The following is a 23854-nucleotide window of genomic DNA, read 5'->3' as shown; positions in this document are numbered from 1 at the left end:
CAACTCTTCAAGAGTCGATCTTCATCGTCACTATGATTTCTATCGAAAAACTCCACTCCGCCAATTTCTAGCCATGTCATTCGCGCTTCCTCGAACCAAACACCATGCTTTTTGATATGCTTATTTACAAACGCCTCTATTGCCAATAATTACAAATAGTTAGCAAATACAGCTCACGCCACGGCGAGCGTTATATGAAGTTCACCGATCTCACCGTTCTGATCTCGGATTAAGCGTCTCTCTATGAGACTTACGCCCCACGGGAGCCAGAAAACGGCTACTGTCTACTTGTTGAAGACTCAAACTCAATTTGATCGCACCCGTGTGGGCATGGGTCTCGCAAATAAAAAGGTGGGTTTATACGCCTAAAGGGAGAAATTATGAAAAAGAGAGTAATGCTTGTGATGGCTATCGTTATGGTTTTGGGTTCTGTAAAAGCAATGGCAACCTCTGCCGATTTGGAAATGGCCGAAGGAAAGTGGGCCGCGGCTGAGGAAAACATGGCTGCCGAAGACATTATGAACGAGATTGCTATCGGAAAAACCGAAGCCGCAGAAGAAGATATGCTTCGCGCGAAGGCTTTGGATAAAATTCGTGATCAGATCACTACTCTTAAAGAACGCGGTTCGGAGCTTGATGAAGTTCGCGTGGGCAAAGAGATCGTCAGCCGTGGTCAGGCTATCTTTGCTGCAGAAGCGGACTTGGCTGTTTTGACCAAGAAGTTCGATAAAAAATACGCTGATGATGTTTCTCGCATCCTTGAAATCAGCATTCAATCAGCTAAATAGATCTTTTTCCGATCTTTAAACGCAAAAAAGCCCAGGTTTCCCTGGGCTTTTTTTATGATCTCAGCTTGTGAGAATCAAATTACTTAGCCATGTCGCCAGTGTATTTGAAACCAACTACGAACATGTTTTTCGTAGAGTCGCCAGTAGCAACACCGAAGTCTTTGTCTTTAGCAGAAGAGTAAGCTACGTGGTAACGGAAAGCTTCGTCAGCTTTAGGTACGTACTCAACACCAACTGCGAAAGCATCGCGTTTGAAGCTGTTGTTTGAAGCAGCGCCATCAGCTTTGTTTTCAGACATTTCGTACTTAAGAACTGGAACCCAACCGTTCATGTTGTAACGAGCTTCAATGATAGTAGAGTTCGTTTTGTTTTCAGCAGTTGTAGTTGCAGTTGTTGCTTTGTCTTTATTGCCGAAGTACTCAAGGTCGATCGTCAAATCAGCCATTGGAGCAACACGAAGTGAAGCTGCCATGAATTCTTGAGCGTGACCAGTACCAGTAACATCACCAGCGCCAGAAGTGTAGTTCAGGTTAAGAACCAACATTTTATCCATGAAAGAACCAAGGTAGTTCAAGCCCATGTTGTGGCGTTTGTCTGTAGAAGAAATACCACCATCAACAGTTACTGAGTTTGTTTGGTTAGTTACTTGCGCTTCCAACTTGTGGTTTTCAGTGATGCTGTAAGCAGCAGAGATACCAGAAGAGTTCTCTGGGTTAGCGATCAAAGCCGCGTCTGCAGTAGTTGCAGAAACGTTACCGCCAGCACCGTTATTAGCCAAAGAAACAAGGTAAGTGTCACCATGAAGGTTTTTTTGACGCTCAAAACCACCAGTGTTCACTTCAAGCTTACCAGCTTTGAACATCCACTGACCCATTGCTTTACCAGCCCAAAGATGATCAACGAATTGATCTACTGTCATAGTTTTGTAAAGATCGCCACCAACTACAACTGGTGCAAATGAACGAAGATTCCAAGCAGATTCAACAACTGCGTCACCTACGTTACCGTTCAAGTAAAGGCGTGCTACGTTCGGTGTAAATAGAGATTTACCCGCTACGTTAGCGCCGTCTGCTGCTGAGTAGTCTGCTGTGTTAACGTAGTCGGAACGTACTTCCAATTTTACGCCTGCGAATGCGGAGCTAGCTGCAAGAGTAGCTGCGATCACTAAAAGTTTTTTCATAGATGCATCCTTTCGTTTCGTTGCAAAATGAACTTTCAATTCGTTTAAAAGTTTTTTCTTTATACAAAAAGGCTAATTAGGACCTTCGGCAAGATCAACAACAAAAATGCCGGGAAACATCCCGCGAACTAAAAAATGGAGCAATTACTTAGCTAGACCTCGCGAAAAATTTCGCGCAAATATTTTTATGTTTCCTTGATATAAAGACGACATAAAAAATCAACAACTCCCCGATGAAAACCGCGACAGCAGCGAATTTTGTGCAGACAAATTGATCCTGATAATTTCCACAATTCCCCTCTGAAATTGCGGTTATCCACAAAAAAGTCGACGCGATTTTGCGCTCATAATCACATTAATTGACGCAACAGCGAATTTACTGTCATCCGACTGGATCATGGTCGAGTTTGACTTTCATTTTACATTACACAACTAGACCATAGTCCTAGGATGAAGCCGGTAAATGACAAACCACAAGTAAACAAATCCAATATAAAGGATTCAATTTTCAAGGAGACAACAGTGGGTATTTTCAAAATTGCGGCTTTAACACTTCTCACCTCTTCTTCTGTATTTGCAGCGGATATTGGTGGAATTACAGTGAACGGTGAGATTGCTTTTGACTACACATACAATTCAACCGGCGGTAATCCAACGGTGGCCGGTGGCACAGAAGTCCCTTTTTCAGGGGCTGCTCAAGACGGTACATATAGACTGAACACCACGCAAATCCTGGCAAAAAAGGAAACCGACAAGCTTTCTGTATTGGCTCGCTTGGTTTTCAATCCAATCACCTATGAATCAGCTCCAGGCTCTTCCAGCAAAAACAATTTCGGTATTCTGGATCAAGTGGAGGTCTACTACAAACCACTCCCTAATCTTTATATTGGAGCCGGTCGCTTCATGACCACGATGGGATATGAGTCAGTTCTTAGATCAGAGAATATCTTTTATAACTACTCTATTGGATTCCAAGGAATCACACCGGGTTATGGTGAAGGTTTGCGCGCAAAATATATCGTAAATGACCTTCTGACGGCGACTCTTTCGACATACAATCAGTCCAACTATAATATGTATGGCGATGACTATACTCCGACAAAAACAACGGAAATGTCTGTGAACGGCACAATGGGCGACCTTCAATGGTTTGCAGCCTACTATTTCGGTAAAGACGCCGGCACTGCAGCCAACGACCGAGTTCAAAACGCGGCTTCCAATGTTTGGGCTTCTTACAGAATCACTGAAAATCTTTTGGCGGCTGTAACGTACGACTCAAAAACTTATTCCACAGATCTGGGCACGAGTGGCTGGAGTGACTCAACGATTGGTCTTATCAGCTACAAACTATGGAATAATACATTGTCCGCTCGTTATGAAATGATCCGTGGAGCAATGCACCTTTCGGAAGGCGGTCTGACTGTTTACAATGGTGCTGACAAAGTGAACTCCCTGACTCTTTCAGACAAAATCGGTTTAAGTGAAAACTTCAATGCCTACGTTGAATTCCGTGCAGATGAAGCGGATGAGCAGGCCTTCAAAGATTCTGACAATAACCCCACAAAATACGCCCACATGTTAACTTTGGGAGCGCTTGCAAGCTTCTAAGTTAAAAAGGGACCTCCGGGTCCCTTTTTTTTTTACATCGTGATCAAGTGTGCTAACATGTTCCTAGTAAAAGGAAGCAACCTTGAGCACGCAAAAAAAGAAAATCCTCACCGGCACAATTAAGAGACATCCAGATGGCTTCGGATTCTTCATCCCCGAAGACAAAGAGCATCCTGACGTCTACATCCCTCGCAATTCCATGGAAGGCGTAATTACCAATGACAAAGTCACCGTCGAAGTCTATCCAGAAAAAGGTGGCGAACGCTTTCGTGGAGAAGTCATTCGCGTCGTTCAGCGTGGCACAAAAACTTTTGTCGGCAGATTCTATCGCCTGAATGACCGCTTGGGAATATTGCGCGATGAGGGCAAGGGCTGGGGCCAGGATTTAAAAATCAAAATCGAAGATTCCATGAATGCGAAGGACAAGGAACTTGTCGCCGCAGAAGTCATCAGCTACCCAGAGGATGGAAAGTCGTTCACAGGAAAAGTTACTTCTGTCATCGGCAACGCTTTGGATCCTTTGACCGACATTAAACGCGTTATCCTGTCCTCGGGAATCCCCCAGGATTTTTCCGCTGAAACCCTTGAACAGGCCAAGCACTACAAAGAAGTCCCCGACGAGAAAGACTACAAAGGCCGTAAAGACCTTCGTGAAATGTCTCTGATCACAATCGACGGAGCTACCGCGAAGGATTTCGACGACGCCGTCTTTGTGGAGACCAACCCAGAGGGATTCCTTCTTTATGTCGCTATTGCCGACGTCAGTCACTACGTTCAAGTTGGCTCCCCGATTGATCGCGATGCTTACGAACGTGGAACTTCTGTCTACTTCCCTAATTTCGTAGTTCCAATGCTTCCGGAAGTTCTTAGTAATGGACTGTGCTCTTTAAATCCTCATGTGCCACGCTTGTGTATGGTGGCCGAAATGCAGTTCGACTTTACCGGAGAGATGACTCGCTCTGATTTCTATGAAGCGGTCATGGAATCAAAAGCCCGCGTAACATATGGTGAAGCCCAGGAAGTTATCGACGGCAATGGTGCAGAAAAGTTCGATCACGTAAAAGACGGAATTCTTCGCCTGGCTGATCTCGCGAAAATTCTGATGGCAAAACGCTTCAAAGAAGGCTCCCTAGATCTGGAAATTCCAGAGACGGAACTTGTAATTGACGGCGCCGGTGTGCCCATCGATATCCAAAGATCTGAACGCCTTTTTGCCCACAGACTTATCGAGGAAATGATGTTGGCGGCAAACGTGGCCGTGGCAAAATTCCTGCATGGTAAAAATGTTCCTGCTCTTTATCGTATTCATGAACCACCGAATGAAATGGCGATCCGCACTTTGGAAAAGTACATGGCGACCTTTGGGGGAAAAACCAAACTGGGTCAGGGAAAACTGCAAAAGCGTTTAACCAAAGCCTTGGAAGAGTTTGAGAATCGTCCAGAAGCCCAGATTCTAAATATCCTGACGCTAAGATCAATGAGTCAGGCCAAATACAGTCCGAACAACGTAGGACACTTTGGATTGGGTTTTGAATACTATGCCCATTTCACGTCTCCAATTCGTCGTTATCCGGACTTGATCATTCACCGTCTTCTAAAGACTCAAGTGGTGAAATCAAATCAATACCGTCTGATGAGTGAAGATGACCTGGCAAGTGCCGGGACAATTCTTTCAGCTGCCGAGCAGCGCTCAACCAAAGCGGAACGTCAGGTTCAATCCATCAAAAAAGCCCGCTTCATGGAGAAATTCCTGGGGCAGGAATTTGATGGCATGATCAGCTCTGTCGCAAAATTCGGTATCTTCGTTCTTTTGCGTGAGTACGATATTGATGGCTTGGTTCGCTTGGACGATTTGGGCCACGACAAATGGGAGTTCGACGAAGAGAATCTTCGCCTGACAGCAAGACGCTCTGGTATGTCTTTTAATATCGGTGACAGCATCAGAATTCAGGTTGCAGCAGCAGATCCCGAACTAGGTCAGATCAATTTCGTTAAAGCCGGCATGGAAATCAACGACGAAATGGACGAGGACATGGATGACGAAACGGGTGACAAGAAATCCCCGGCAGCCCGCTCCGCCGAAAAGTATTTGAATCGTCTGCGCAAAAAAGAAGAGCCTAAAGAGTGGCAGGGCGAGGAACGTCGTCGTGGCAATGATCGCCGTTCGAACGATCGTCGCTCCAGCCCCAATGAGAAGTCCTACAGCCTTAAAGAGGATCGCCAAGGACGCAAAGACCAAAAAAGTCGTCGTCATGAAGAGCGAGGCCCCAAACCTGCACAACGTGAAGAACGAAATCCAAATCAAAAATCCAGATTCTTTGGAGATAAACGTTCTGAACAAAAAGGTCAGGAAGAAAAAGTACAGAAAGCCCAAAAGGCATTCCAATTCCGACCAGAAGGAGAAGAGCGCAGCAAAGGACCTGACGAAAACTTGTTGCGTATGATCCTGGGGCCTTCAGAATTCCGCAAAACTCAAGGGCAGGATTCCGAAGACAAACCCAAGCTAAGCAAAAAACTGCAATTTGCAGAGCAAAGCAAACTTCGCGACAAAGACGAATACTCGGAGAAGAATAGTGACAGCCTTAAAGACCGGAAGCCAAATCGGAAAGACGCTAAAAAACGCGGCGAGACTTCGAACGATCGTGGGGGTGTTCGCAAGACACGGGTTTCACAAGGTCGCGGAAAAGGTAAAACTAGGTAAGTTCGTCATTGAGCGTCTGAATGCATCCTCTGACATAGAGTCTTACTCTATGCCTGAGCGAATGCGCATGAGCTTTGAAGAACTGGGGCCCACATTCGTAAAGTTGGGCCAACTCCTTGCAACTCGTCCTGATCTGGTTCCCGAACCCTATACCAACGAATTTGAAAAACTGCATGACCGGGTTCAACCCATAAGCTTTGAAATCGTCGAAGGAGTTCTTAAGGACGAATTCGGTGAGTCTCTTTATCGTATCTTTGCGAGCATTAATCCTGAGCCTCTGGGATCCGCCAGCATTGCCCAGGTCCACCGTGCCCGCCTGGTCACCGGCGAGGATGTTGTCATCAAGGTTCAACGCCCTGGTATCATCCAAACCATCAATGATGACTTGAATGTCCTGTATCTTTTGTCAGAACTGCTGGAAACCTATGTTCCTGAAAGTCGTCCTTTCAACCCTCAGGCCATTGTTCAGGAGTATTTTAAAACCCTGGAACTAGAGACAGACTTCATCGTCGAAGCCAATAATATCCGTCGCTTTCAGGAAAACTTTAAAAACGATGCCACGATCAAGATTCCCAAGGTTTACCTGGATCTGTCCACAGAACGCGTTTTAATCATGGAAGCCCTTCCGGGAATGCCTTTAAGTGCTGAAAGCACCATTCGGGAAGGCGTGGATTCTCACGAAGTGATTAAGCGTGCTTTGCAAGCTTATCTGCAAATGGTCTTTACCGATGGCTTGTTCCACGGAGATCTGCACGCTGGAAACTTCTTTATTCTAAATGATAATAACATTGGCCTGATTGATTTCGGAGTGGTCGGACGCCTTAACAAGCGAACCCAGACAGCCATCGCCAATATGCTGTTGGCCCTATCCACCGAAGACTATGAACGCCTGGCGTTCGAGTACGTGGACCTTGCGCCTTTCTCGGACCGCGTGAACGTGGATCTGTTTGCCAAGGAATTGCGTGAACTGATTGCGCCTTATTACGGTCTGACACTTAAAAATGTAAATCTGGGCAAATTGCTTCTTAGATCATCCGGAATTGCAGCACGACACCACATTAATGTTCCGGTCGAGCTTATGTTGTTTTTCAAATCCATCGTATCGATTGAAGGCATCGGCAGAAAGCTGCACAAAGACTTCGACTTCCTTCAGTACTCATTGTCTTTTGCTGGCGAGCTGGCAAAAACCCAATTGGGCCCGGCACGAGTCATGGATGAAATGTCTCAGATAGCCCGCGAGTCGCGCAGCTTCCTGAACGCCCTGCCAAGACAACTGAACTTTTACTTCCGCAAAATCAACAGTCCTGATCATTCCTTCAGATTGAAAGTGGCCGAATTGACTGACCTGAAAAAGTCCGTCGAGTCTTCGTTCAATTTGCTTTTCCTGGGAGTGATTATTTCTTCGCTTATTTTAAGCTCAGCTTATATCTCCGTACACCCGACTGAAAACCACATTGCGGGCATCCCTACAATGAGCTTCATCGGATTTGGACTTGCTATCGGAACCAGTTTCGTCGCTTTTATCAACTACATTAAGAAGCCCTAGGTATAAAGATGCAGCAACTTTATTATGAAATGAGTATTCTGGCCAAAGCAGTGAACTTTAAAAATCTTTCCGCCGCTGCCTTGCACGTGGGCTTAAGCCAACCCCAGCTTTCACGCATCATCGCCAAAATCGAAGACGAACTGAAGATCGTTCTGCTGGACCGCTCTGCAAAACGTAAATCCGGCTGGACAGCTGTGGCCTTTCAACTGTCAGAGATCTTTGAAAAATCCATCCGCAGACTTGAAACCGAACTGCAAGGAATCAGCAATAACCAAATGGTTGGTGAACTTCATATTGGCACCTTGGAAGGTCTTTCTGATTTTGCCATGAATACCTGCCGCCAGTGTTTTGAACAGGTTGGGGTTAAAAAGATCACTCTGGATATTTTTGATCTCAATGAGCTGGAGGCCAACTTCCTATCCGGAAATCTGGATGTGATTTTCACCTCCAAGTCACCGGGACGCCAGAAGTTCAAGTACCTTAACGAGTTGGGATTCCAAAAACTGGAGTTGATTGAATCAAGTGACTCCTACGCGGTTCTATCCAGTTTCGAGTATGGTCGTGCCAACAAAAAAGAGCTGGAACGTTTTGGTCATATTTTCGTATCAAATTCCCTGTCTGTACGTCGCTCCTGGTTGAATGACAATGGGGGCACCGGTCACCTGCCCACAGAAGCCAAGCGTGGTAAAGCCAAAGATGCTGAACCTGTCTTGATGATTGGTTCAGAGCTGCTGAATCCCGTTCTTTGGGAAAATATCACAGAGGCCATTTCGGAATAATAAAAGAGGATCTGTTTTCAGATCCTCTTTTATTTCTATTATCTCAAACTCTTAGTTCGGAGTTGGAGGTTCGATCACTTCACCACCGTTTTCGGAGATGTAAAGGTGATCAAGACCTACCGTCGCGCCGAATCCTTTATCCAATTTGATAGCCATGTTCATAGCCAATTGTGGCCAGCCGACTTTCACTGCACGGAATGTACCCGCACCGATGATCACCGCAGCATCACCATTTACGGCAAGATATTTACCCAGGATTACGTCTGGATCTGCATTGAACAAGCTGATCTCTGTACCGATGCCTTTGAATTTCAACCAGCCAAGGCCCACTTGTGGTCCGAAGCATTTCGCGCCCATAGTGATTTTCACAGGACGGCTCCATTTAGTGCCCTTGAAACTTGTGCATTTCAAAGTACCATACGCAGTTGTTTTAAACTTACCTGCGATAACTTTGAAACCTTTTGAAGTTCCTTTAAAATGCATACCGCACACCCATGTGCGATTGCCTTGCATAGACATGTCACCATTCATTGGTGTCATTTCTGTCGTTTCCGCATGCGCCCAAACGCCGGCCAAGCCCACAGCCATAATAACGAGCAGCTTCTTCATGAATCTCTCCTTTTTTCCTTAGTTGGAAGTTCCGTAATTGGAAGTTACTTTTTTGGTATCTCTTATTCGGAACTAGATAGGACGAGGACGCAAGTCGATGAACTCGATGAGGATGAAAGACATGAAAAAGGCGGCATTTCTGCCGCCTGTCCATGTAGAATAAAATAAAACTGATAGTTACCGTTGAGCAGACACAAATTTATTAATGACGTCTGCCACTTCCGCAGACTCATTAATCACACGCTGGCTGATTGCCACATTTTCAATAAAGTATCCGAAAGCCCGGATGTTTTGTGTGTGCGCCAGAATCGGAGTGACGTTTTGCATATTGTATTTGGCATTTTGATAAGCGGCGGCCTGAAATAGGTCCGTATAGTTGATATCGGAACGCTTACGCAAAGCCCACTCACGTGCAGGCTGAGCCACGTGGCAACTCACACAGTCCATATTTTCAGCATGAAAGTTCTTGGGGTTTTCTATGCGATATGCCGCCAGGACTTCTTTACGGATAAGTTCTTCATTCCCTGTCTGAAGGTTTGCGGAGTTAACCACGATCTTATTCATAGAATCGTCGCCCGCTGGTGCCGGCGAAATCATACCCTGGTCGAAGTGATCTGCAGGAACTGCGCGATTGATAAACGCCTGTGCCATACGGTCAGTGCGTTGAATTCGGAACATTTGCAGCTTGCCGTTCTTAACATCGAAGCCACCGAATGCCCACATGTCCCCTGCACCACGCAACACCATCGCAGTCACTCTGCTTAAATTTTTGAATCCGGCATATTTCAGAATGATGGCATTCATATCAGAAATCGATGGAGCATTATCCTGTGTATGCGCCCACACCGGATGAACTTGCAAAGGCAAGCCCGTGGTATTTACCTGATACTTGTATTTCCAATTCTGCAGGTCATTTAGAAGCGCAATAAATTCCTCATCAGTCAAAACGTAGAAGGAATGCAAAGCAGCGTCCACAGTTTGCGCCTTGAAGCGCCCCTCTTCCAAAGGTTGCCATACCAAACGCAGTTGACGTTGGCAGCTCAACGGAGTTGGCAGTGGAAAACATGGATCGATACGCATCGCAATCACTCGCAAGGCATCGTTGGTTTGATCAGGGGTCATCACCGGAGAAAGTGGCGGAATCGTATCCATGAAACGAACCGGAAGAATCGGACCACCGACACCCACGGCTTTAATGTTAAGCAATTGATCCTGTCCTACCTTGCGCGGCAATGGAAACAGGTAGGAAACATCGTTCAAATCCCAGGTCGCATAGGCGCTAAAAGAAGTCAGGCAGCTAAGCAAAATGATCGCAATTTTGTTCATGGCTCGATATTTCAGTTTTGAGGACCCGAGGCAACCACTAATTAGCCGATCTGGAGGATTCCACCGACTTGAAAATCAATTGAAATAAAAAACAAACCCCCGAATGGAATTAACCACCGGGGGTTGAACGCTTAGCATTCTTTATCTTTGCGTTATTAGCCCAAAAGCTTCAGTGCCAGATTCTGGGACTGATTGGCTTGGCCTAGTACAGACACACCTGCTTGCAACAAGATGTTATTTCTTGTCATCTCAGAAGTCTCTGCCGCGACGTCAGTGTCTCTGATTCGTGAGTTCGCTGCTGACAAGTTTTCATCTGCGATCAACAAGTTATTGGATGTTGATACCAGACGATTTTGTAGCGCACCGAAGTTCGCACGAATCGCATTCACCGAAGTCAAAGCGTTATCGATCAAGCTCAAGCTCGTTTGAGCGCCCTCTTTGGTGCCAACAGACTCTGCCGTCAAACCCAAGGAGTCCAGTGAGGAGTTCGCCGCACCGGCGTTGAAGCTAATACGATCCTGGAATGGATCATTGTTAACACCAACTTGAATATCGATCATTCCGCCTGTTCCGTTCAGAAGTTCGTATCCGTTGAATTTCGTCGACTCAGTTACACGCTGAATCTCGGACTTCAATTGTTGATACTCAACATCCAGGAACTTTCTTTCTGTTTCACCGATAGTGTCAGAAGCTGCTTGCACACCCAACTCTCTCAAGCGGATAAGCATGTTAGAAACTTCATTCAAACTACCCTCTGCGACCTGGACTAGAGAGATACCATCGTTGGCATTTCTGTTCGCCTGGCGCAGACCACGAATTTGGCCTTTTAAATTTTCTGAAATCGCAAGTCCCGCGGCATCGTCAGCAGCTTGATTGATCCTTTGACCGGATGCCAATCTCGCCATTGATTTGTCTGCGTTAATTCGTGTCATGTAGAGGTTTTTTTGTGCATTCAATGCTGACACGTTTGTACCAATTCTTAATCCCATTCTATCCTCCGTGTATCATGTTTCTTCCTCCGTGAAGTAGTGCCATCCATTGGCATAAGACGCGATCCGTGCGTCTGTTAAATTAATAAATTGTCGGCTTGCGATAGAAGCTGACGCTTAACTTATCGGAACTCTAAAGAAACATCTCGAGTCCAGTTTCTTCTAAATTTTTTATTTTATTTTAAAATTATTTTTTCAAAAACGAGAGTGCAAAGCACACGAAAGAACGCAAAAGACACGACAAGAAAGTCGTCATCAACGGAGTAAGAGTTCCGTCGGCAATAAAATCCAGGAGTTAAAACTCCCCGTACCAAATCCATTTTTCCATTCACGATTCTCGATTGTCGAGAAATGTGGTACCCCACATTGCTGTGGGGCCACGTCGCAGGAAACAGAGATCAATATCAGCTCATAAATAGAGCTTCGGGCTTGTATACACTCGGAACCACCACCGCAGTGGTGATTCTCTTGAGGGTGATCTGATCATTGAAGATAAGATCGGGAACCGTAATCTTTTCGGAAGTCTGAGTCTAGGCTCTGACATTGCTGTCAGAGCTCGTCATACTTATGAGAAAGATTTGTTCAAGAGTCCAAGTGCTGTATTAGCTTGTTGGTTCGCCTGTGCCAGTACACTAGTACCTGCTTGCAACAAGATATTATTTCTAGTCATTTCAGATGTCTCTTCAGCTACGTCCACATCTCTGATACGAGAGTTAGCGGCTGACATGTTCTCAACTGAAACTTGGATATTCGAAACAGTTGATTGAAGACGATTTTGGATCGCACCGAAGTCGGCTCTCATCGCGGATACGCTGACGATTGCTGTATCGATTGCTGCCAGTGCATTTTGCGCAGAAGCTTTGTCAGCTACTGACGTCAAGTTTACACCAAGTGCCGCAGAGTTTGCGTCAGCTTTGGAAGCATCGAAAGAGATACGGTCGATTTCAGGATTATTTCTAGTACCTACTTGGAAGTCCAAGATGGAACCGACACCCGCCAAAAGTTGAGTTCCGTTGAACTCTGTACCTTCTGCGATACGATCGATCTCAGATACCAATTGATCATACTCCACATTCAGGAACTGACGCTCAGTCGGTCCGACCGTGTCAGAAGCTGCTTGTACAGACAGTTCTCTTAGACGAATCAAGATCCCAGAGATCTCATTCATCGAACCCTCTGCCACTTGGACTAGAGAGATACCGTCTTGAGCATTTCGTGATGCTTGTTTAAGACCGCGAACCTGAGCTTTCAAATTCTCAGAGATCGCTAGACCGGCGGCATCGTCGCCTGCTCTATTGATTCGGAATCCTGAAGCAAGCTTTTCCATGCTCTTATCAAGACCGATCTTCGTGCCCCACAGAACTCTCTGTGCATTCAACGAAGCTGTGTTCGTGTTAATTCTCAAACCCATAATTCCTCCTCCTTGAAGATTTACCGAGTTTCGATCCTTGAAACTCGAGGCACCTTACTGGTGCCGTTGGGTAGTTCATTTCTCCCCTTACTGATCGGTGTGTCTCAAAATTCCTAAAGTGATACGTCTCAAAAAAATGCAGATCTAGCCTAAAGACGGGCCACGATGCGGCGTAACTAATTGAAATTACTACAAATCGATAATACAGAATTCTGTATCTAGACCTTACAAAGTGTCTCACGACTAGGGCTAGTAGCCCCGCCCTGGCCTTAAAAAAGGGCCTTTTGCCATTATTGACAGCCCTCTTTCTTGACCACATATATAGACAAGCCATTTCGCGGAGGTTTTTAGTGGAAATTAGAGATCCTATTCACGGTTCAATCTATTATGCAGAGCCTGAAGTAGCCATCTTAGATACAGCTGAATACCAACGCCTGCGCGCGATCAAACAACTTGGTTTTTCCGAGATGAGTTTTCCTGGCGCCACTCACAATCGCTATTTGCATTCTGTGGGAGTGGCTCACATGGTGGGAAGAGTTTTTGATTCCATCTTCCGCATTTATCCATTTTCAAAACCTTCCGTGAAAACTCGCTTGCGCCAAACAGTTCGTCTGGCGGCTTTGCTTCACGATGTCGGTCACGGTCCCCTTTCGCATACAACTGAAACTGTGATGCCGGCTCTGTCAGAACTTGAAATCAAAGTTTATGACGAGGAACAAAAGTGGGGAGATGCCGCTCACACCGTGATGTACAAAAACCGTCGTGCGAATCATGAAGACTACACAATTAAATACGTCACGGATTCCAACATCTCTGAAACAATCAAAAAGAACTTCTCTGATATCGATCCAATTTACATTGCTTGTTTGATCGACAAGGCTTTGCACTGCCCTGATGACTTCTTTATCGACAATGGAGTGGACTTCCGCCCTATCCTTTCGCAATTGGTTTCCAGCGAGATCGATGCGGATCGCATGGACTACTTGGAGCGCGACTCTTATTTCTGTGGCACGAACTACGGTAAGATCGACTCCCATTGGTTGATTCAAAATATGACCTTCCACCGTGTGGACGATAAATTGTATTTGGCACTAAACCGCCGTGCTCTTTATTCCTTCGATGACTTTTTGATCTCTCGCCATCACATGCATTTGATGGTTTACGGTCACCATAAGAGCATCATTTACGAAGAGATGTTGAATCGCTATCTAACGTCTCCGGATTGCACATTCAAATTGCCTGGTAAAATTGAAGAGTACACTTTGTACAATGACTACCGTCTGCATGAACATTTACGCTCAGCAGACAATCCTTGGGCACAGAGAATTGCCCAACGTCGTCCGTTCAAGGTTTTGCTAGAGCAGCATAATACAACAGAGTCTGATCGCCCTGAGTTGGTAAAGAAATCTTTGGAAAAAGAAGGTTTGGAAGTAATCTGGGCATCGTCACATGCTCGTTTATCGAAATACCACTCGGCGTCCCCAGAAGAGCGCGCATCACAAATCTTCGTAGTCGATCAATTGGATCCTTGGAGCCATCCAACTCCGATCAATCAATCGACTGAAATCTTCCGCCGCTATGAAGGCACTCGTATCATCGATCGCCTTTATGTAGCTCCTGAAGAGTTCGAACGCGCGGACAAAGTTCTGCGTAATATTAAGATTTAGCTGGCAGGACCGCTTCGATGTGGCGGTCTTCGGCTTCGGCCCAGGCTTTTAGGTGGGCTGGCATTTCGGGCTTCTGTAATGGAATTCCCAACACTCCCAATAGCTCTTCGGTGGAAACCAATCCGCCGGATTTTTTTAAGAACCGCGCACGAATCATTCCCCACGCCACCGGCTCCCCTTTTACAAGGAACTTGTGCTCAATGTAGGTGTACTTGTCATCCCAATGCACAAGTCTTGTTGAAATTTGAAACTTTTGAAACGGCTTGATGGATTTTTTAAAACGCATGCGTTCAGCAACAACAACCGGGTACCAGCCATTGGCAGAAAACTTAGGGGCTGCCCCCATGCGAATCATATAATCGATACGCGCCAGATCCTGCATCGAAAAATAAACACCATTATTGATATGACCCAAAACATCGCAGTCCGTGGGCCAGCAACGATAGGGAGTTTTACACTCATCAAGAGCGCCGACCTTGCTGCGAAAGCGCGAGATCAGCATCGTGTAAATCAAACGAAAAATTAAGTTCATTTAAAACCTTATGACAACGAGAACGTCTGACCATTCATGGTGGCACCCATCGGGCTTACCAGGAACGCCACTGTTTGCGCAATCTTGTCGGCTTCAGTGATTTTAACAGCTGGATCGATCAGTTTCATTTTCTCCATCGCTTCTTTGATGGATTTTGATTCAGGATCATGGGCCAGGATGTATTCCTCGGTCAGCGCCACGGTCAAAGTGTTTACCGTCACATTGAATTCCGAAGTTTGTTTTGCCAGTGCTTCAGCAAAACCGATCAATCCCGTGCGGGCAGCTTTGGCCATCACGTCCTCTTTGATCTTGGCAACCGGAGACTCATTCAGCATGAAAATGATACGGCCTTTTTTGCGGCTTTTAAGATATCCCAATACCGCCTGAGTAATCATCAAAGGCAATTTCAAATGACGATCCAACATCTCGTCCACAGAATCAATGCCACCATCCAAGCGAATCGGCGTTGGCTTTTGAATCATGTTCGCATCGATGAAAATATCCAAGCCACCAAAAGTTGTTGCCGCTTTACCGACAGCATCCTTGATTTGTTCTGGAGTTTTCAATTCAGTTTGAATCGCCATCGCACGACCGTATTTGTCGCTGATTTCGCGAGCGTCATTAATCTGATTGATAAACGGAGCCCCGACAGTTTTATCAGGATCCAAAATCACGCAATCAGCACCCATGCGAGTCAGATTCATCACAATGCTGGAAAGTGTGGAGGTCATTGGCCCTGCAATCAAGGCCACTCTTTGATGTAAATTCAGGCTGTTATCCATGATGTCCTATCACGCCGCATTTCAAAAAGGTACGGCGTACCTTTTAGAGTTTTTCGATGATGATGGCTATGCCTTGGCCGCCGCCGATGCAGGCAGAACCCAACGCGTACTTGGCGTTACGACGATGAAGCTCATAAACCAGGTGGTTCATGATACGAGTACCAGAAGCGCCCAGTGGGTGACCTACAGCGATCGCGCCACCGTTGACGTTGGTTTTTGCCGGATCAAGACCCAACTCTTTTTCCACCGCCAGGTATTGAGCAGCGAAAGCTTCGTTTACTTCAACCAGGTCCATTTGCTCCAATTTCAAACCCGCTTTTTCAAGCGCTTTGCGAGCAGCACCTGCAGGACCGATACCCATAATGCTTGGTTCACAACCGACAGAGGCATAACTTACGATACGAGCCATTGGTTTAAGACCCAGTTCTTTGGCTTTGGATTCGCTCATCAACAATGAGCACACAGCGCCGTCAACGATTCCCGAAGCGCCGGCAGCTGTAACAATACCGTCTTTTTTGAAGACCGGTTTCATCGTCGCCAGTTTTTCCAAAGTTGAATCTGGTTTTGGATGTTCGTCTTTATCCACAACCACTGTGCCCTTGCGAGTTTCAATGGTTACCGGCGCGATTTCCTGCGCGAAGTAACCTTTATCGAAAGCCGCTTTGTAGCGAGTTTGTGATTGAATGGAATACTTATCAGCCATTTCACGAGTGATGTTGTATTTCACTGCCAAGTTTTCAGCCGTGATTGCCATCGGAGTTCCAGAGTATGAATCAGTCAATGCAGAGTTCATCATGTCTTCAAGCTCAAAGTTCCCCATGCGCATACCATCGAAGCGAACTTTTCTGGCAACGTAAGGAATTTGTGACATCTGCTCAACACCACCAGCAAGAACAGCCGTGGCTTCACCAGTTTGAATCATTTGCACAGCATTCACCCAAGATTGAAAACCGCTTCCGCACAAACGATTCACACCCAACGCACCAACTTCAATTGGCACTCCGGCTTTCAAACCGATATGGCGAGGAAGATAAATTGCATCTTGAGCTGATTGGATGACGTTGCCGAAAACAACGTGATCAATTACATCAGGAGATACTTTTGCAGCCTCGAGAGTTGCTTTTGCAGCGACGACACCAAGGTCAGTTCCTGATACATCTTTAAGAGTTCCGCCAAAGGCGCCGAAGGGAGTTCTTTTTCCAGAGATAAATACGATTTTTTCCATGGAATAAGCGTAGACTTATTACCACCGCCAAGCAAGACCAATCATAGCCAGACTATCGGTCCTTGTTCCCTTGTGACTGAGAATAAGGTCTTTATTTTCAAAAACTTTTTCCTGAAACTGCACCTCTGTTTCAGAGGCAGCTGCACGATAATTCACGGCCGCATTCAACCAGCCCTTGTACTCCATTTTTGCCAAGGCCTGAAAAGCCTCAACTCTAAATGAAAACTTATGAGATGTCCCCTGCTTGGTGGAAGCCGGGACCACAACGTCGGTTTTAAGAGTTTCCTGAGTTTCCTGAACTACTCGACCCAATAAACTTTCCTGAACCACATCAGAATTGAACCATAGATTAAAAGTTCTATCGGCAATTCGGCCCATCATTGATGAGGTTGATTCGGAACCCAATCTATCAGTGGGAATGACTTTCTTAACGTCCTCTTGAGTGATTTTTGGAGTTACGTTGTCGACTGGGATAACCAGCTTTTTAGTGGTCGATAATTCAACCCCCGCCATGCACTTTCCAGCACATAGCAAAGAGGACACGAAAAATAGGATCGACCATATATATCCCATATCTACTTTCCTATACAAATAGCGTTCCACTCCTGGACGATTAAGTCCTTCTATTTTTGAGATCAGATGCAAATAACAAGGAGACCTTACTTAATGGGTGCAAAAGGTGCCCTTTGTCGCGTCAGTTGTCGTCATTATGACACCATCCTTTGGTTTCGTTTCAACATGGGACGAGTTTTGCAAACCCGTGATTGGTCTGACATTTTTAAGGGCAGGCTGCGTCCTCCACACAAGTGTTTTCAATGGGTTACCATTGCACACCAGGTGGAATGCCGCGGAAATTGACCAGCGAAAAGTGTTAGTCGTTGAATTATTCGACAAAGAGCATGGGAGATGTGTTTATGACAAAATTGAACGTGAAAAGATGCGCCCTTAGCGCCATTCTTTCTGTGGGATTCCTGATTCCTCAAGTGCCTCATCATGCCTTTGCGAACACAGCTCCAGCAACATTTCCTATTGATCTATTTGGTGAAGATACTGACACCAACACCTCCAATAATAATAGTAACAATTCATCCACGGGCAATCGCGATCAACGTGGCGGCAACCAAAACGGTGGCAACCGCACCAGTCGACCTCAAATCCCAAATCCGATTGGCAATCAAAATGGCAACTCTCAAAAAGATAAAAACCAAAATGGAAATGGCAACAACAACAACAATGGTGGCGGCTCTAAAAACTCCATGCGAGCCGTGAAGGTTCCAGCGGAATTTAGCTGTAACTTATTCGAAAACACATCGACCGCTGCCCTGAACCAGGCTCTTACTGACATGACCAACGAAATTCGCAGCAAAGGTCAATGTACGACAGACGGCTCTGCTGATCGCCTGCAAAAAGATACCGAAGCGATTCGCAAGAACGTGGGAACGCTGCAAAAGATGATGAACTCAAAAGCCGTTGCGGAAGTGGACTACCAACAGCTCTCCAACGCCATGACCGACACCATGACGGCAACCACGTCCATTGGTGACATGCTATCCAATAACTCCTTCCTGAATTCAAGTTGCGGTCGCGACTCAATGGGCAGTGGTAAAGCACTTTTGGCATTCAATCAGTTGATTGATGGTTTGGCTCCAATGGCATTGTTTGCGGTTACCGTAAATCCAGCCCTGGCGCCGGCGCTTCCATTCGTTATTGGTGGAGCAGTTGCAACTAAAGGTATCACTGCATTGACTCAGATGTACGAAAAAGATCAGATCGACATGACCAAAAAAGACAACCGCCTGGCAGTCTTTCAGAATACTTGTCAGTACATCAAGATCGTAAAGAAAGTTCGTTTCTTGCAATTAACTGCAGACAGAAACTTCACTGAATTCAACACGTCTTTGCAGAACGAGTTTCCTCTGTACAAAGCAAGTCTTAGCAACAAAATCCCGATGTCCGAGTACTCTTCCAACCTTCAGACCAAATACGACAAGGTTAAAAAACAGTACGTATTGGATATGACGAACTTCAGAAACTTTGAAATCAGCTTCAATCGTGAATCAGTTGATGATGATGAAATGGCCATCTGCAGTTTCGGTCAAACAGCGATTCGTCAGATTAAACAGAACCAGGAAAAAATTAAGAAATCTCAGGAAGACAATCCTAATTATACGAAATCCGTTTTCCCGGATTCCGTATTCCAGAACTTGAAAGCCGCTTTAAGTCTGGATACAACCCGTCAGATTCAGCCAGTAAATGCTGACGCCCGTATCAACACAGTTGAGTACTACAAAAACGAAATTGAAAAATCCAGCGTGCGCAATGCCAGCGACATCCGTATTTGTGCGCAGAACACGCGTTCATGGTTTAACAACATCAAAAAGACACTTGCTGAAATTGACCAAGTCATCTCTGAGGGACCAAGAGATTCCTCTGGTGGTTCCGTTGTCGTCAATAAATCAGAGCAGGAAAAAGCCAACGAAGAGGGTGCTACTTACCGCCGTGTTAAACGTGCTTTGGAAGAAATCGCCAAAGACGACTCTGTCATCAACCGTTCCAATTTCTCTCAGGACGTGGCAGACCTGAAGGCCGGTCTGTTCGGTGGTCGCAACAACAGCAATCCGCCAGTGCTTTCATGGATTGATCACACAATGTCGGTTTACGATATCTCGATTGAGAACTTCAAAAAAGGCATCAGGAACCTGCAACTTATGTCCATGGTGGTGACTGATTCCGGTTCGAAAATCAGAAAGCACATCAGCCAGGTTACTGAGAAAGATATGGCCTTTGATGCCATTCAATATCGTGACGACAGAAAGATCGCAAATGCGCTTTCCAACTTGATTCCGTCCAACAAGCACATCGATGCTGACAGACGCGAAGCCATTTGTGCTCAGCTTAGAACAACTTACTTCTACGCGATTGATGCCCGAGATCACCTGTCCACGGTACAAATCATGTGTGACATGATCTCAGGTGTGATTGACACATCAATGAATGGTAAAATCATCCGGGTCTGCAAAGGTGATTTGATGATTCGCGGAACGATGCCGATCCTTGATAAAACTCAAAAGGACCTTGAAAGCTTCGAAGCCCAGGCCCTTCTGGTTCAGGACAGACTTAAAAAATTGCGTTGCCCGGTTTATCAGTAATAAAAATCAAAAGCTAAGGTGAGAGCGTGACCAAGTCCGGGTTCACCTTAGCGATTTCAACGATTTGTTCACGACTCAGGCCCGAAGCGTTGGAACGGAAAATCACCGTAACCCCAGCCCCCACAAGCTCCTTCACGTCTTCCTTGATAACATTGGAATTGATATTATAAACAAACGGACGAACCTTGGCGAAGCTCAACAGATCTTGCTTTGCCAAACCGGCTGTTGCACTCATTACAACCAATTGCACACCGTTCTTTGCCAGATCCGCAAGGTATTCCTTGGCGATACGATTACCATCAACATACAAAACGTAGGAACCTGCTTTTGCCAGCTCCATCAGGTCTTCACGAGTATATGTTGTCTTGGCAACAGAGATACCGACGTTCACGTTGCCTGTCCTCAACAAATCCAAAGTATCGAACTTGTTGGTAAGACCCAGTTGATTCTGGCAGTAATTCACCTTTGCAACTTTGGCGATCTCTTTAACGTCATAGATTGATGCAGAACTACCGTCGGTGCTTAAACACTCAGAAAATTGCGGAGGTAACGCCGCCAAAACCGCCGACGAGAACGTGGCAAGCAATATCACAGTTGAAATCAGACGCATAAAAACCCCCTACAAAGAATTGTAGAAGGCTTTGCTTGGAAATTCCAAACTCTAAATGATGTTATTCATCCAGGATGTAGTTGATTGGATCGACAGGTGTTCCATTGATGCGAACTTCATAGTGACAGTGAGGCCCTGTGGATCTGCCGGTATTACCTACGGCCCCGATCACATCCCATTTACTGACACGTTGTCCAACCTGAACATAGATTTGTGACATATGACCGTAACGAGTTGTCACACCAAAACCATGATCGATACTGACCAGTTTACCGTAACCTTCGTCATAGCTTGCAAATATAACGACCCCGTCCGCGGGAGCATAGATAGGAGATCCCGGTGCCGCTGCGATATCAAGACCTGCATGGAGCGTGGTCTTTCCGGTGAACGGCGAAGTCCTGTAACCAAAGCGAGATGTAATCCATCCCTTGGCAGGTTTCATATTTGGAGTGGCGTTCAACAAACTTTGGCGCTCAGACAAGCTTTCCCAAAGATCAATAACACTTTGCTCTTTCAGTTGGGTTTCTTTTACTGCTTTTTCGATACGAATAACAAGTGATGCGTAATCCTTGTCAGCCGTTTCGTTGGCTAGTTCACCCGTTTGATCATTCAATGGTTTTTGATTTGCAAACGTCGCATCCTGTTGAGTCAATGCCTCACCGTCATCACGGGATTCCATTGGTTCATACTCCTCCACCGGTTGATTTGGTGCAGGCTTTGGACCCATTGTGAGTTTGGTGATGCGATCTTCAGCATCAACGTTGGTGATTAATTTAAGTTTTGTCGTAAATGTTTTTACGCGCTCAAGAGAGTTCTCAAGGGCACTGACTTTACTTTCAACAACCTGGAATTGCTTTTGAAGCTGAGCATTTTCAGCTTTAAGACGTTTATTTTCCATGGCCTGCAACAGCAATCCGAAATAGTCGACCATACCCGCCGCAAAAATAATAATTACGACAGCGGAAATAAAGGATACAGCCTTTAGCCAAGCAGCAGAGAGCACCAATTTACGGGTTTTGCCCGTTTGGTTGCTCACTATAAATAGCGTGACTTTCTTTTTATCCAAAAATTCCCCAATCCACTAACCGATTACTCGTAAAAATGTATCAACATAACAGTGACGTTGTCGTCACCACCGTTGGCCAATGCTTGTTCTACACAGGCTTTAACGACTTTGTCAGGTTTATTCTTATTCAAAATATCGCAAATTTTTGGATCTTCCACCAAACCTGAAAGGCCGTCGGAACAGAGCAAAAACATTTCACCAGGAGCAACTTCTCTCTCGATGATATCCGGAAAAGTTTCGCGCTCATAGCCCACACTGCGTGTGATGACGTTGCGACCCACAAACTGCCGAACCTGCTCTTCGCTCATCACACCGGCGCGCAGTTGTTCGTTAATCAAAGAGTGATCTTCAGTGATTTGCCAAAGTTGCGGTTTCTTATACATGTAACAACGGGAGTCCCCGACATTTCCAACATACAGATGATTGCCACGCAAGTAGGCCATCACCATTGTCGTCCCCATGCCAGACAACTCAGGGCGTTCATTTGCAGCTTTATCAAAAATTCGACGGGATGATTCCTCGTAAGCCAGCTGAATCATTTCGCGAGGTGAACGATTCGCAGCCCCAGGTTGCAACATGATTTCTTCAACCGTTTCAACAGCCATACTGGAAGCAACTTCGCCACCAGAATGTCCGCCCATCCCATCGGCAACAACAAAGAGTCCCAACTCTTGGTTGACGAGGCATGAGTCTTGATTTGATTCACGTCGAAGGCCTTTATCTGTTAAATACCAGCAGTCAAATTTCATAGAAGTTACATTCTCACCCATAGGCCCTGATTCGTCAAAGTCTGGTCCTAGACCTCTGTCGAAATCTTTGGGTCTGGTTCACCTCTTTCTAATCCTCGGGTGTCATAATACCGATAGAAAGGGGTGAGGTCCTATGATGAAGTCACCGTCTTTCAAAAAGTATGTGCTCCTCTCTGTCGCAGTCCACGTTGTGGTCTTCGGTGGCCTGTATTTGGTGGAAGCCCTAAAGCATCGGTTTCCAAAACAGGAAGCAGTCAGCATTGATTTGATTTCCCCAGAGGAAGCGCAAATGCTGATGGCAGCACAACAAGCTGAGCAATTGAAGAAAGCTCCAGCCCCGACGGTTCCGAAAAATCAAGTTGTTGAACAAAGCGAAAAGTCCCTTAACGAGACTGAACCGGTCAACTCGCGCTTTTTGAGCGTGAAAAACCAAACAGTGACTAAGCAGACAATCGCCAAAGAGCATGGTGAGTTTCAGAATCTGAAAAAGGAAGCTCCCCAAAAAACCGGACCTAAGGGTGACGGCAAGGTTAAGTCTGCGGCCAAAGCAGAACCCAAAGCCACCCCTGAACAACGGGAAAAAATCGCTCGCGATCTTTTCAAAAACTTCGACGCCGCTGAAGCATTGGAACGCCAAAAAGTTGCTGATCTGAAAAAAGAAGCCGGTGAACAAGCTGGCCAAGGCCTTGGTCGTGGCAATGGCGAAATGGACACCAACGAAGGTTCCGATGTCAGCCGTTCGAATGACTACGTGAAAGATGTTGAGCAAGGTCTTGAGACCATGCTGAATACGCGCGAGTTCAAGTACTACTCGTACTACAACCGCATTCGCCGTCAGCTCTCCCAACACTGGGAAGGCAAAGTCCGTGAAAAACTTTCGAAGATGTTTAAAGAAGGCAGATCCCCTGCCTCCACTGGACAGGACCGCGTGACCAAATTGATGATCGTCTTAAACGACAAAGGCACTTTGGTGAACGTTCAAGTGATGAGCGACTCTGGTGTGCGCGATCTGGATGAGGCTGCCGTCGAGGCATTCCGTGCCGCAGCTCCATTCCCGAATCCACCTAAAGGCATCATCGAAGGCGACGGCACTGTAAAAATCCGTTGGGACTTCGTTCTTGAATCTTAGTAATTAGT

20 protein-coding genes are annotated in these 23854 nt (G+C 45.9%); 8 read left to right on the top strand and 12 right to left on the bottom strand.

The window, feature by feature from the left end; genetic code table 11:
• The first annotated feature begins 380 nt into the window (after positions 1-380).
• Entirely contained in the window at positions 381-788 is a 408-nt protein-coding gene (locus ACLVWR_RS08240; protein WP_413583328.1) for a hypothetical protein, read from the top strand.
• A gap of 79 nt (positions 789-867) precedes the next feature.
• Here the strand turns inward: ACLVWR_RS08240 and ACLVWR_RS08235 are convergent, their stop codons facing one another.
• Positions 868-1968, bottom strand: a complete 1101-nt coding sequence (locus tag ACLVWR_RS08235) for a hypothetical protein (RefSeq protein WP_413583327.1) — start codon at positions 1966-1968, stop codon at positions 868-870.
• 522 nt (positions 1969-2490) lie between these two features.
• Here ACLVWR_RS08235 and ACLVWR_RS08230 point away from each other — a divergent pair.
• From ACLVWR_RS08230 to ACLVWR_RS08215, 4 genes are all read left to right on the top strand, one after another.
• Positions 2491-3576 (top strand): outer membrane beta-barrel protein, encoded by a 1086-nt coding sequence (locus ACLVWR_RS08230; RefSeq protein ID WP_413583326.1) that lies wholly within the window; start codon positions 2491-2493, stop codon positions 3574-3576.
• 82 nt (positions 3577-3658) lie between these two features.
• Positions 3659-6277 (top strand): ribonuclease R, encoded by a 2619-nt coding sequence (rnr, locus tag ACLVWR_RS08225; protein ID WP_413583325.1) that lies wholly within the window; start codon positions 3659-3661, stop codon positions 6275-6277.
• A gap of 49 nt (positions 6278-6326) precedes the next feature.
• The gene (locus ACLVWR_RS08220; RefSeq protein ID WP_413583324.1) at positions 6327-7823 is read left to right on the top strand and encodes an ABC1 kinase family protein; all 1497 of its coding nucleotides are present in this window, start codon (positions 6327-6329) and stop codon (positions 7821-7823) included.
• Between the two features lie 8 nt (positions 7824-7831).
• Positions 7832-8602, top strand: a complete 771-nt coding sequence (locus ACLVWR_RS08215) for a LysR family transcriptional regulator (RefSeq protein ID WP_413583323.1) — start codon at positions 7832-7834, stop codon at positions 8600-8602.
• Between the two features lie 51 nt (positions 8603-8653).
• Here the strand turns inward: ACLVWR_RS08215 and ACLVWR_RS08210 are convergent, their stop codons facing one another.
• The 4 genes from ACLVWR_RS08210 to ACLVWR_RS08195 form a co-directional block, all read right to left on the bottom strand.
• Positions 8654-9211, bottom strand: coding sequence for a hypothetical protein (locus ACLVWR_RS08210; RefSeq protein WP_413583322.1), 558 nt, complete (start codon positions 9209-9211; stop codon positions 8654-8656).
• Positions 9212-9388: 177 nt separating this feature from the next.
• Positions 9389-10537, bottom strand: a complete 1149-nt coding sequence (locus ACLVWR_RS08205; protein WP_413583321.1) for a hypothetical protein — start codon at positions 10535-10537, stop codon at positions 9389-9391.
• 155 nt (positions 10538-10692) lie between these two features.
• Positions 10693-11526 (bottom strand): flagellin, encoded by an 834-nt coding sequence (locus ACLVWR_RS08200; RefSeq protein WP_340598531.1) that lies wholly within the window; start codon positions 11524-11526, stop codon positions 10693-10695.
• Between the two features lie 565 nt (positions 11527-12091).
• Positions 12092-12937 (bottom strand): flagellin, encoded by an 846-nt coding sequence (locus ACLVWR_RS08195; RefSeq protein ID WP_340598530.1) that lies wholly within the window; start codon positions 12935-12937, stop codon positions 12092-12094.
• 350 nt (positions 12938-13287) lie between these two features.
• On the opposite strand from ACLVWR_RS08195, the gene ACLVWR_RS08190 reads away from it, so the two are divergent.
• On the top strand, positions 13288-14604 hold the full coding sequence (locus tag ACLVWR_RS08190; RefSeq protein WP_413583320.1) for an HD domain-containing protein: 1317 nt from the start codon (positions 13288-13290) through the stop codon (positions 14602-14604).
• Here the strand turns inward: ACLVWR_RS08190 and ACLVWR_RS08185 are convergent.
• The 4 genes from ACLVWR_RS08185 to ACLVWR_RS08170 are packed head-to-tail and all read right to left on the bottom strand — an operon-like array spanning position 14594 to position 17716.
• Positions 14594-15136 (bottom strand): acyl-CoA thioesterase, encoded by a 543-nt coding sequence (locus tag ACLVWR_RS08185; protein ID WP_413583319.1) that lies wholly within the window; start codon positions 15134-15136, stop codon positions 14594-14596. The genes ACLVWR_RS08190 and ACLVWR_RS08185 overlap by 11 nt on opposite strands.
• An 8-nt stretch (positions 15137-15144) precedes the next feature.
• Positions 15145-15918, bottom strand: a complete 774-nt coding sequence (locus ACLVWR_RS08180) for an SDR family NAD(P)-dependent oxidoreductase (RefSeq protein ID WP_413583318.1) — start codon at positions 15916-15918, stop codon at positions 15145-15147.
• Between the two features lie 43 nt (positions 15919-15961).
• A complete protein-coding gene (locus tag ACLVWR_RS08175; RefSeq protein ID WP_413583317.1) occupies positions 15962-17143 on the bottom strand; it encodes an acetyl-CoA C-acetyltransferase in 1182 nt (393 codons plus the stop codon).
• Between the two features lie 18 nt (positions 17144-17161).
• Positions 17162-17716: a hypothetical protein gene (locus ACLVWR_RS08170; protein WP_413583316.1), complete on the bottom strand. Its 555-nt coding sequence runs from the start codon at positions 17714-17716 to the stop codon at positions 17162-17164.
• A 341-nt stretch (positions 17717-18057) separates the two neighbouring features.
• Here ACLVWR_RS08170 and ACLVWR_RS08165 point away from each other — a divergent pair, with 341 nt between their 5' ends.
• A complete protein-coding gene (locus ACLVWR_RS08165) occupies positions 18058-20292 on the top strand; it encodes a hypothetical protein (RefSeq protein WP_413583315.1) in 2235 nt (744 codons plus the stop codon).
• A 13-nt stretch (positions 20293-20305) separates the two neighbouring features.
• On the opposite strand, the gene ACLVWR_RS08160 is transcribed toward ACLVWR_RS08165, so the two are convergent.
• The 3 genes from ACLVWR_RS08160 to ACLVWR_RS08150 form a co-directional block, all read right to left on the bottom strand.
• A complete protein-coding gene (locus ACLVWR_RS08160; RefSeq protein WP_413583314.1) occupies positions 20306-20902 on the bottom strand; it encodes a hypothetical protein in 597 nt (198 codons plus the stop codon).
• 61 nt (positions 20903-20963) lie between these two features.
• Complete coding sequence (locus ACLVWR_RS08155; RefSeq protein WP_340598522.1) at positions 20964-21968, bottom strand: M23 family metallopeptidase; 1005 nt, start codon at positions 21966-21968, stop codon at positions 20964-20966.
• 23 nt (positions 21969-21991) lie between these two features.
• Positions 21992-22738 (bottom strand): Stp1/IreP family PP2C-type Ser/Thr phosphatase, encoded by a 747-nt coding sequence (locus tag ACLVWR_RS08150; protein ID WP_413583313.1) that lies wholly within the window; start codon positions 22736-22738, stop codon positions 21992-21994.
• Between the two features lie 112 nt (positions 22739-22850).
• Here ACLVWR_RS08150 and ACLVWR_RS08145 point away from each other — a divergent pair, with 112 nt between their 5' ends.
• Positions 22851-23846, top strand: coding sequence for a TonB family protein (locus ACLVWR_RS08145; protein ID WP_413583312.1), 996 nt, complete (start codon positions 22851-22853; stop codon positions 23844-23846).
• The last annotated feature ends 8 nt before the right edge of the window (positions 23847-23854 follow it).

Source organism: Bdellovibrio sp. HCB288, assembly GCF_047305935.1.
GTDB lineage: Bacteria > Bdellovibrionota > Bdellovibrionia > Bdellovibrionales > Bdellovibrionaceae > Bdellovibrio.
Note: the sequence above shows the minus strand (reverse complement) of the source record. Positions and strands in the feature narration are given on the sequence as shown.

Excerpts from the sequence above, each read along its gene's own strand:
- ACLVWR_RS08240 (WP_413583328.1), top strand. The coding sequence starts at position 381 with ATGAAAAAGAGAGTAATGCTTGTGATGGCTATCGTTATGGTTTTGGGT.
- ACLVWR_RS08235 (WP_413583327.1), bottom strand. The coding sequence starts at position 1,968 with ATGAAAAAACTTTTAGTGATCGCAGCTACTCTTGCAGCTAGCTCCGCA.
- ACLVWR_RS08220 (WP_413583324.1), top strand. The coding sequence starts at position 6,327 with ATGCCTGAGCGAATGCGCATGAGCTTTGAAGAACTGGGGCCCACATTC.
- ACLVWR_RS08215 (WP_413583323.1), top strand. The coding sequence starts at position 7,832 with ATGCAGCAACTTTATTATGAAATGAGTATTCTGGCCAAAGCAGTGAAC.
- ACLVWR_RS08210 (WP_413583322.1), bottom strand. The coding sequence starts at position 9,211 with ATGAAGAAGCTGCTCGTTATTATGGCTGTGGGCTTGGCCGGCGTTTGG.
- ACLVWR_RS08205 (WP_413583321.1), bottom strand. The coding sequence starts at position 10,537 with ATGAACAAAATTGCGATCATTTTGCTTAGCTGCCTGACTTCTTTTAGC.
- ACLVWR_RS08200 (WP_340598531.1), bottom strand. The coding sequence starts at position 11,526 with ATGGGATTAAGAATTGGTACAAACGTGTCAGCATTGAATGCACAAAAA.
- ACLVWR_RS08195 (WP_340598530.1), bottom strand. The coding sequence starts at position 12,937 with ATGGGTTTGAGAATTAACACGAACACAGCTTCGTTGAATGCACAGAGA.
- ACLVWR_RS08185 (WP_413583319.1), bottom strand. The coding sequence starts at position 15,136 with ATGAACTTAATTTTTCGTTTGATTTACACGATGCTGATCTCGCGCTTT.
- ACLVWR_RS08180 (WP_413583318.1), bottom strand. The coding sequence starts at position 15,918 with ATGGATAACAGCCTGAATTTACATCAAAGAGTGGCCTTGATTGCAGGG.
- ACLVWR_RS08175 (WP_413583317.1), bottom strand. The coding sequence starts at position 17,143 with ATGGAAAAAATCGTATTTATCTCTGGAAAAAGAACTCCCTTCGGCGCC.
- ACLVWR_RS08170 (WP_413583316.1), bottom strand. The coding sequence starts at position 17,716 with ATGGGATATATATGGTCGATCCTATTTTTCGTGTCCTCTTTGCTATGT.
- ACLVWR_RS08165 (WP_413583315.1), top strand. The coding sequence starts at position 18,058 with ATGACAAAATTGAACGTGAAAAGATGCGCCCTTAGCGCCATTCTTTCT.
- ACLVWR_RS08160 (WP_413583314.1), bottom strand. The coding sequence starts at position 20,902 with ATGCGTCTGATTTCAACTGTGATATTGCTTGCCACGTTCTCGTCGGCG.
- ACLVWR_RS08150 (WP_413583313.1), bottom strand. The coding sequence starts at position 22,738 with ATGGGTGAGAATGTAACTTCTATGAAATTTGACTGCTGGTATTTAACA.
- ACLVWR_RS08145 (WP_413583312.1), top strand. The coding sequence starts at position 22,851 with ATGATGAAGTCACCGTCTTTCAAAAAGTATGTGCTCCTCTCTGTCGCA.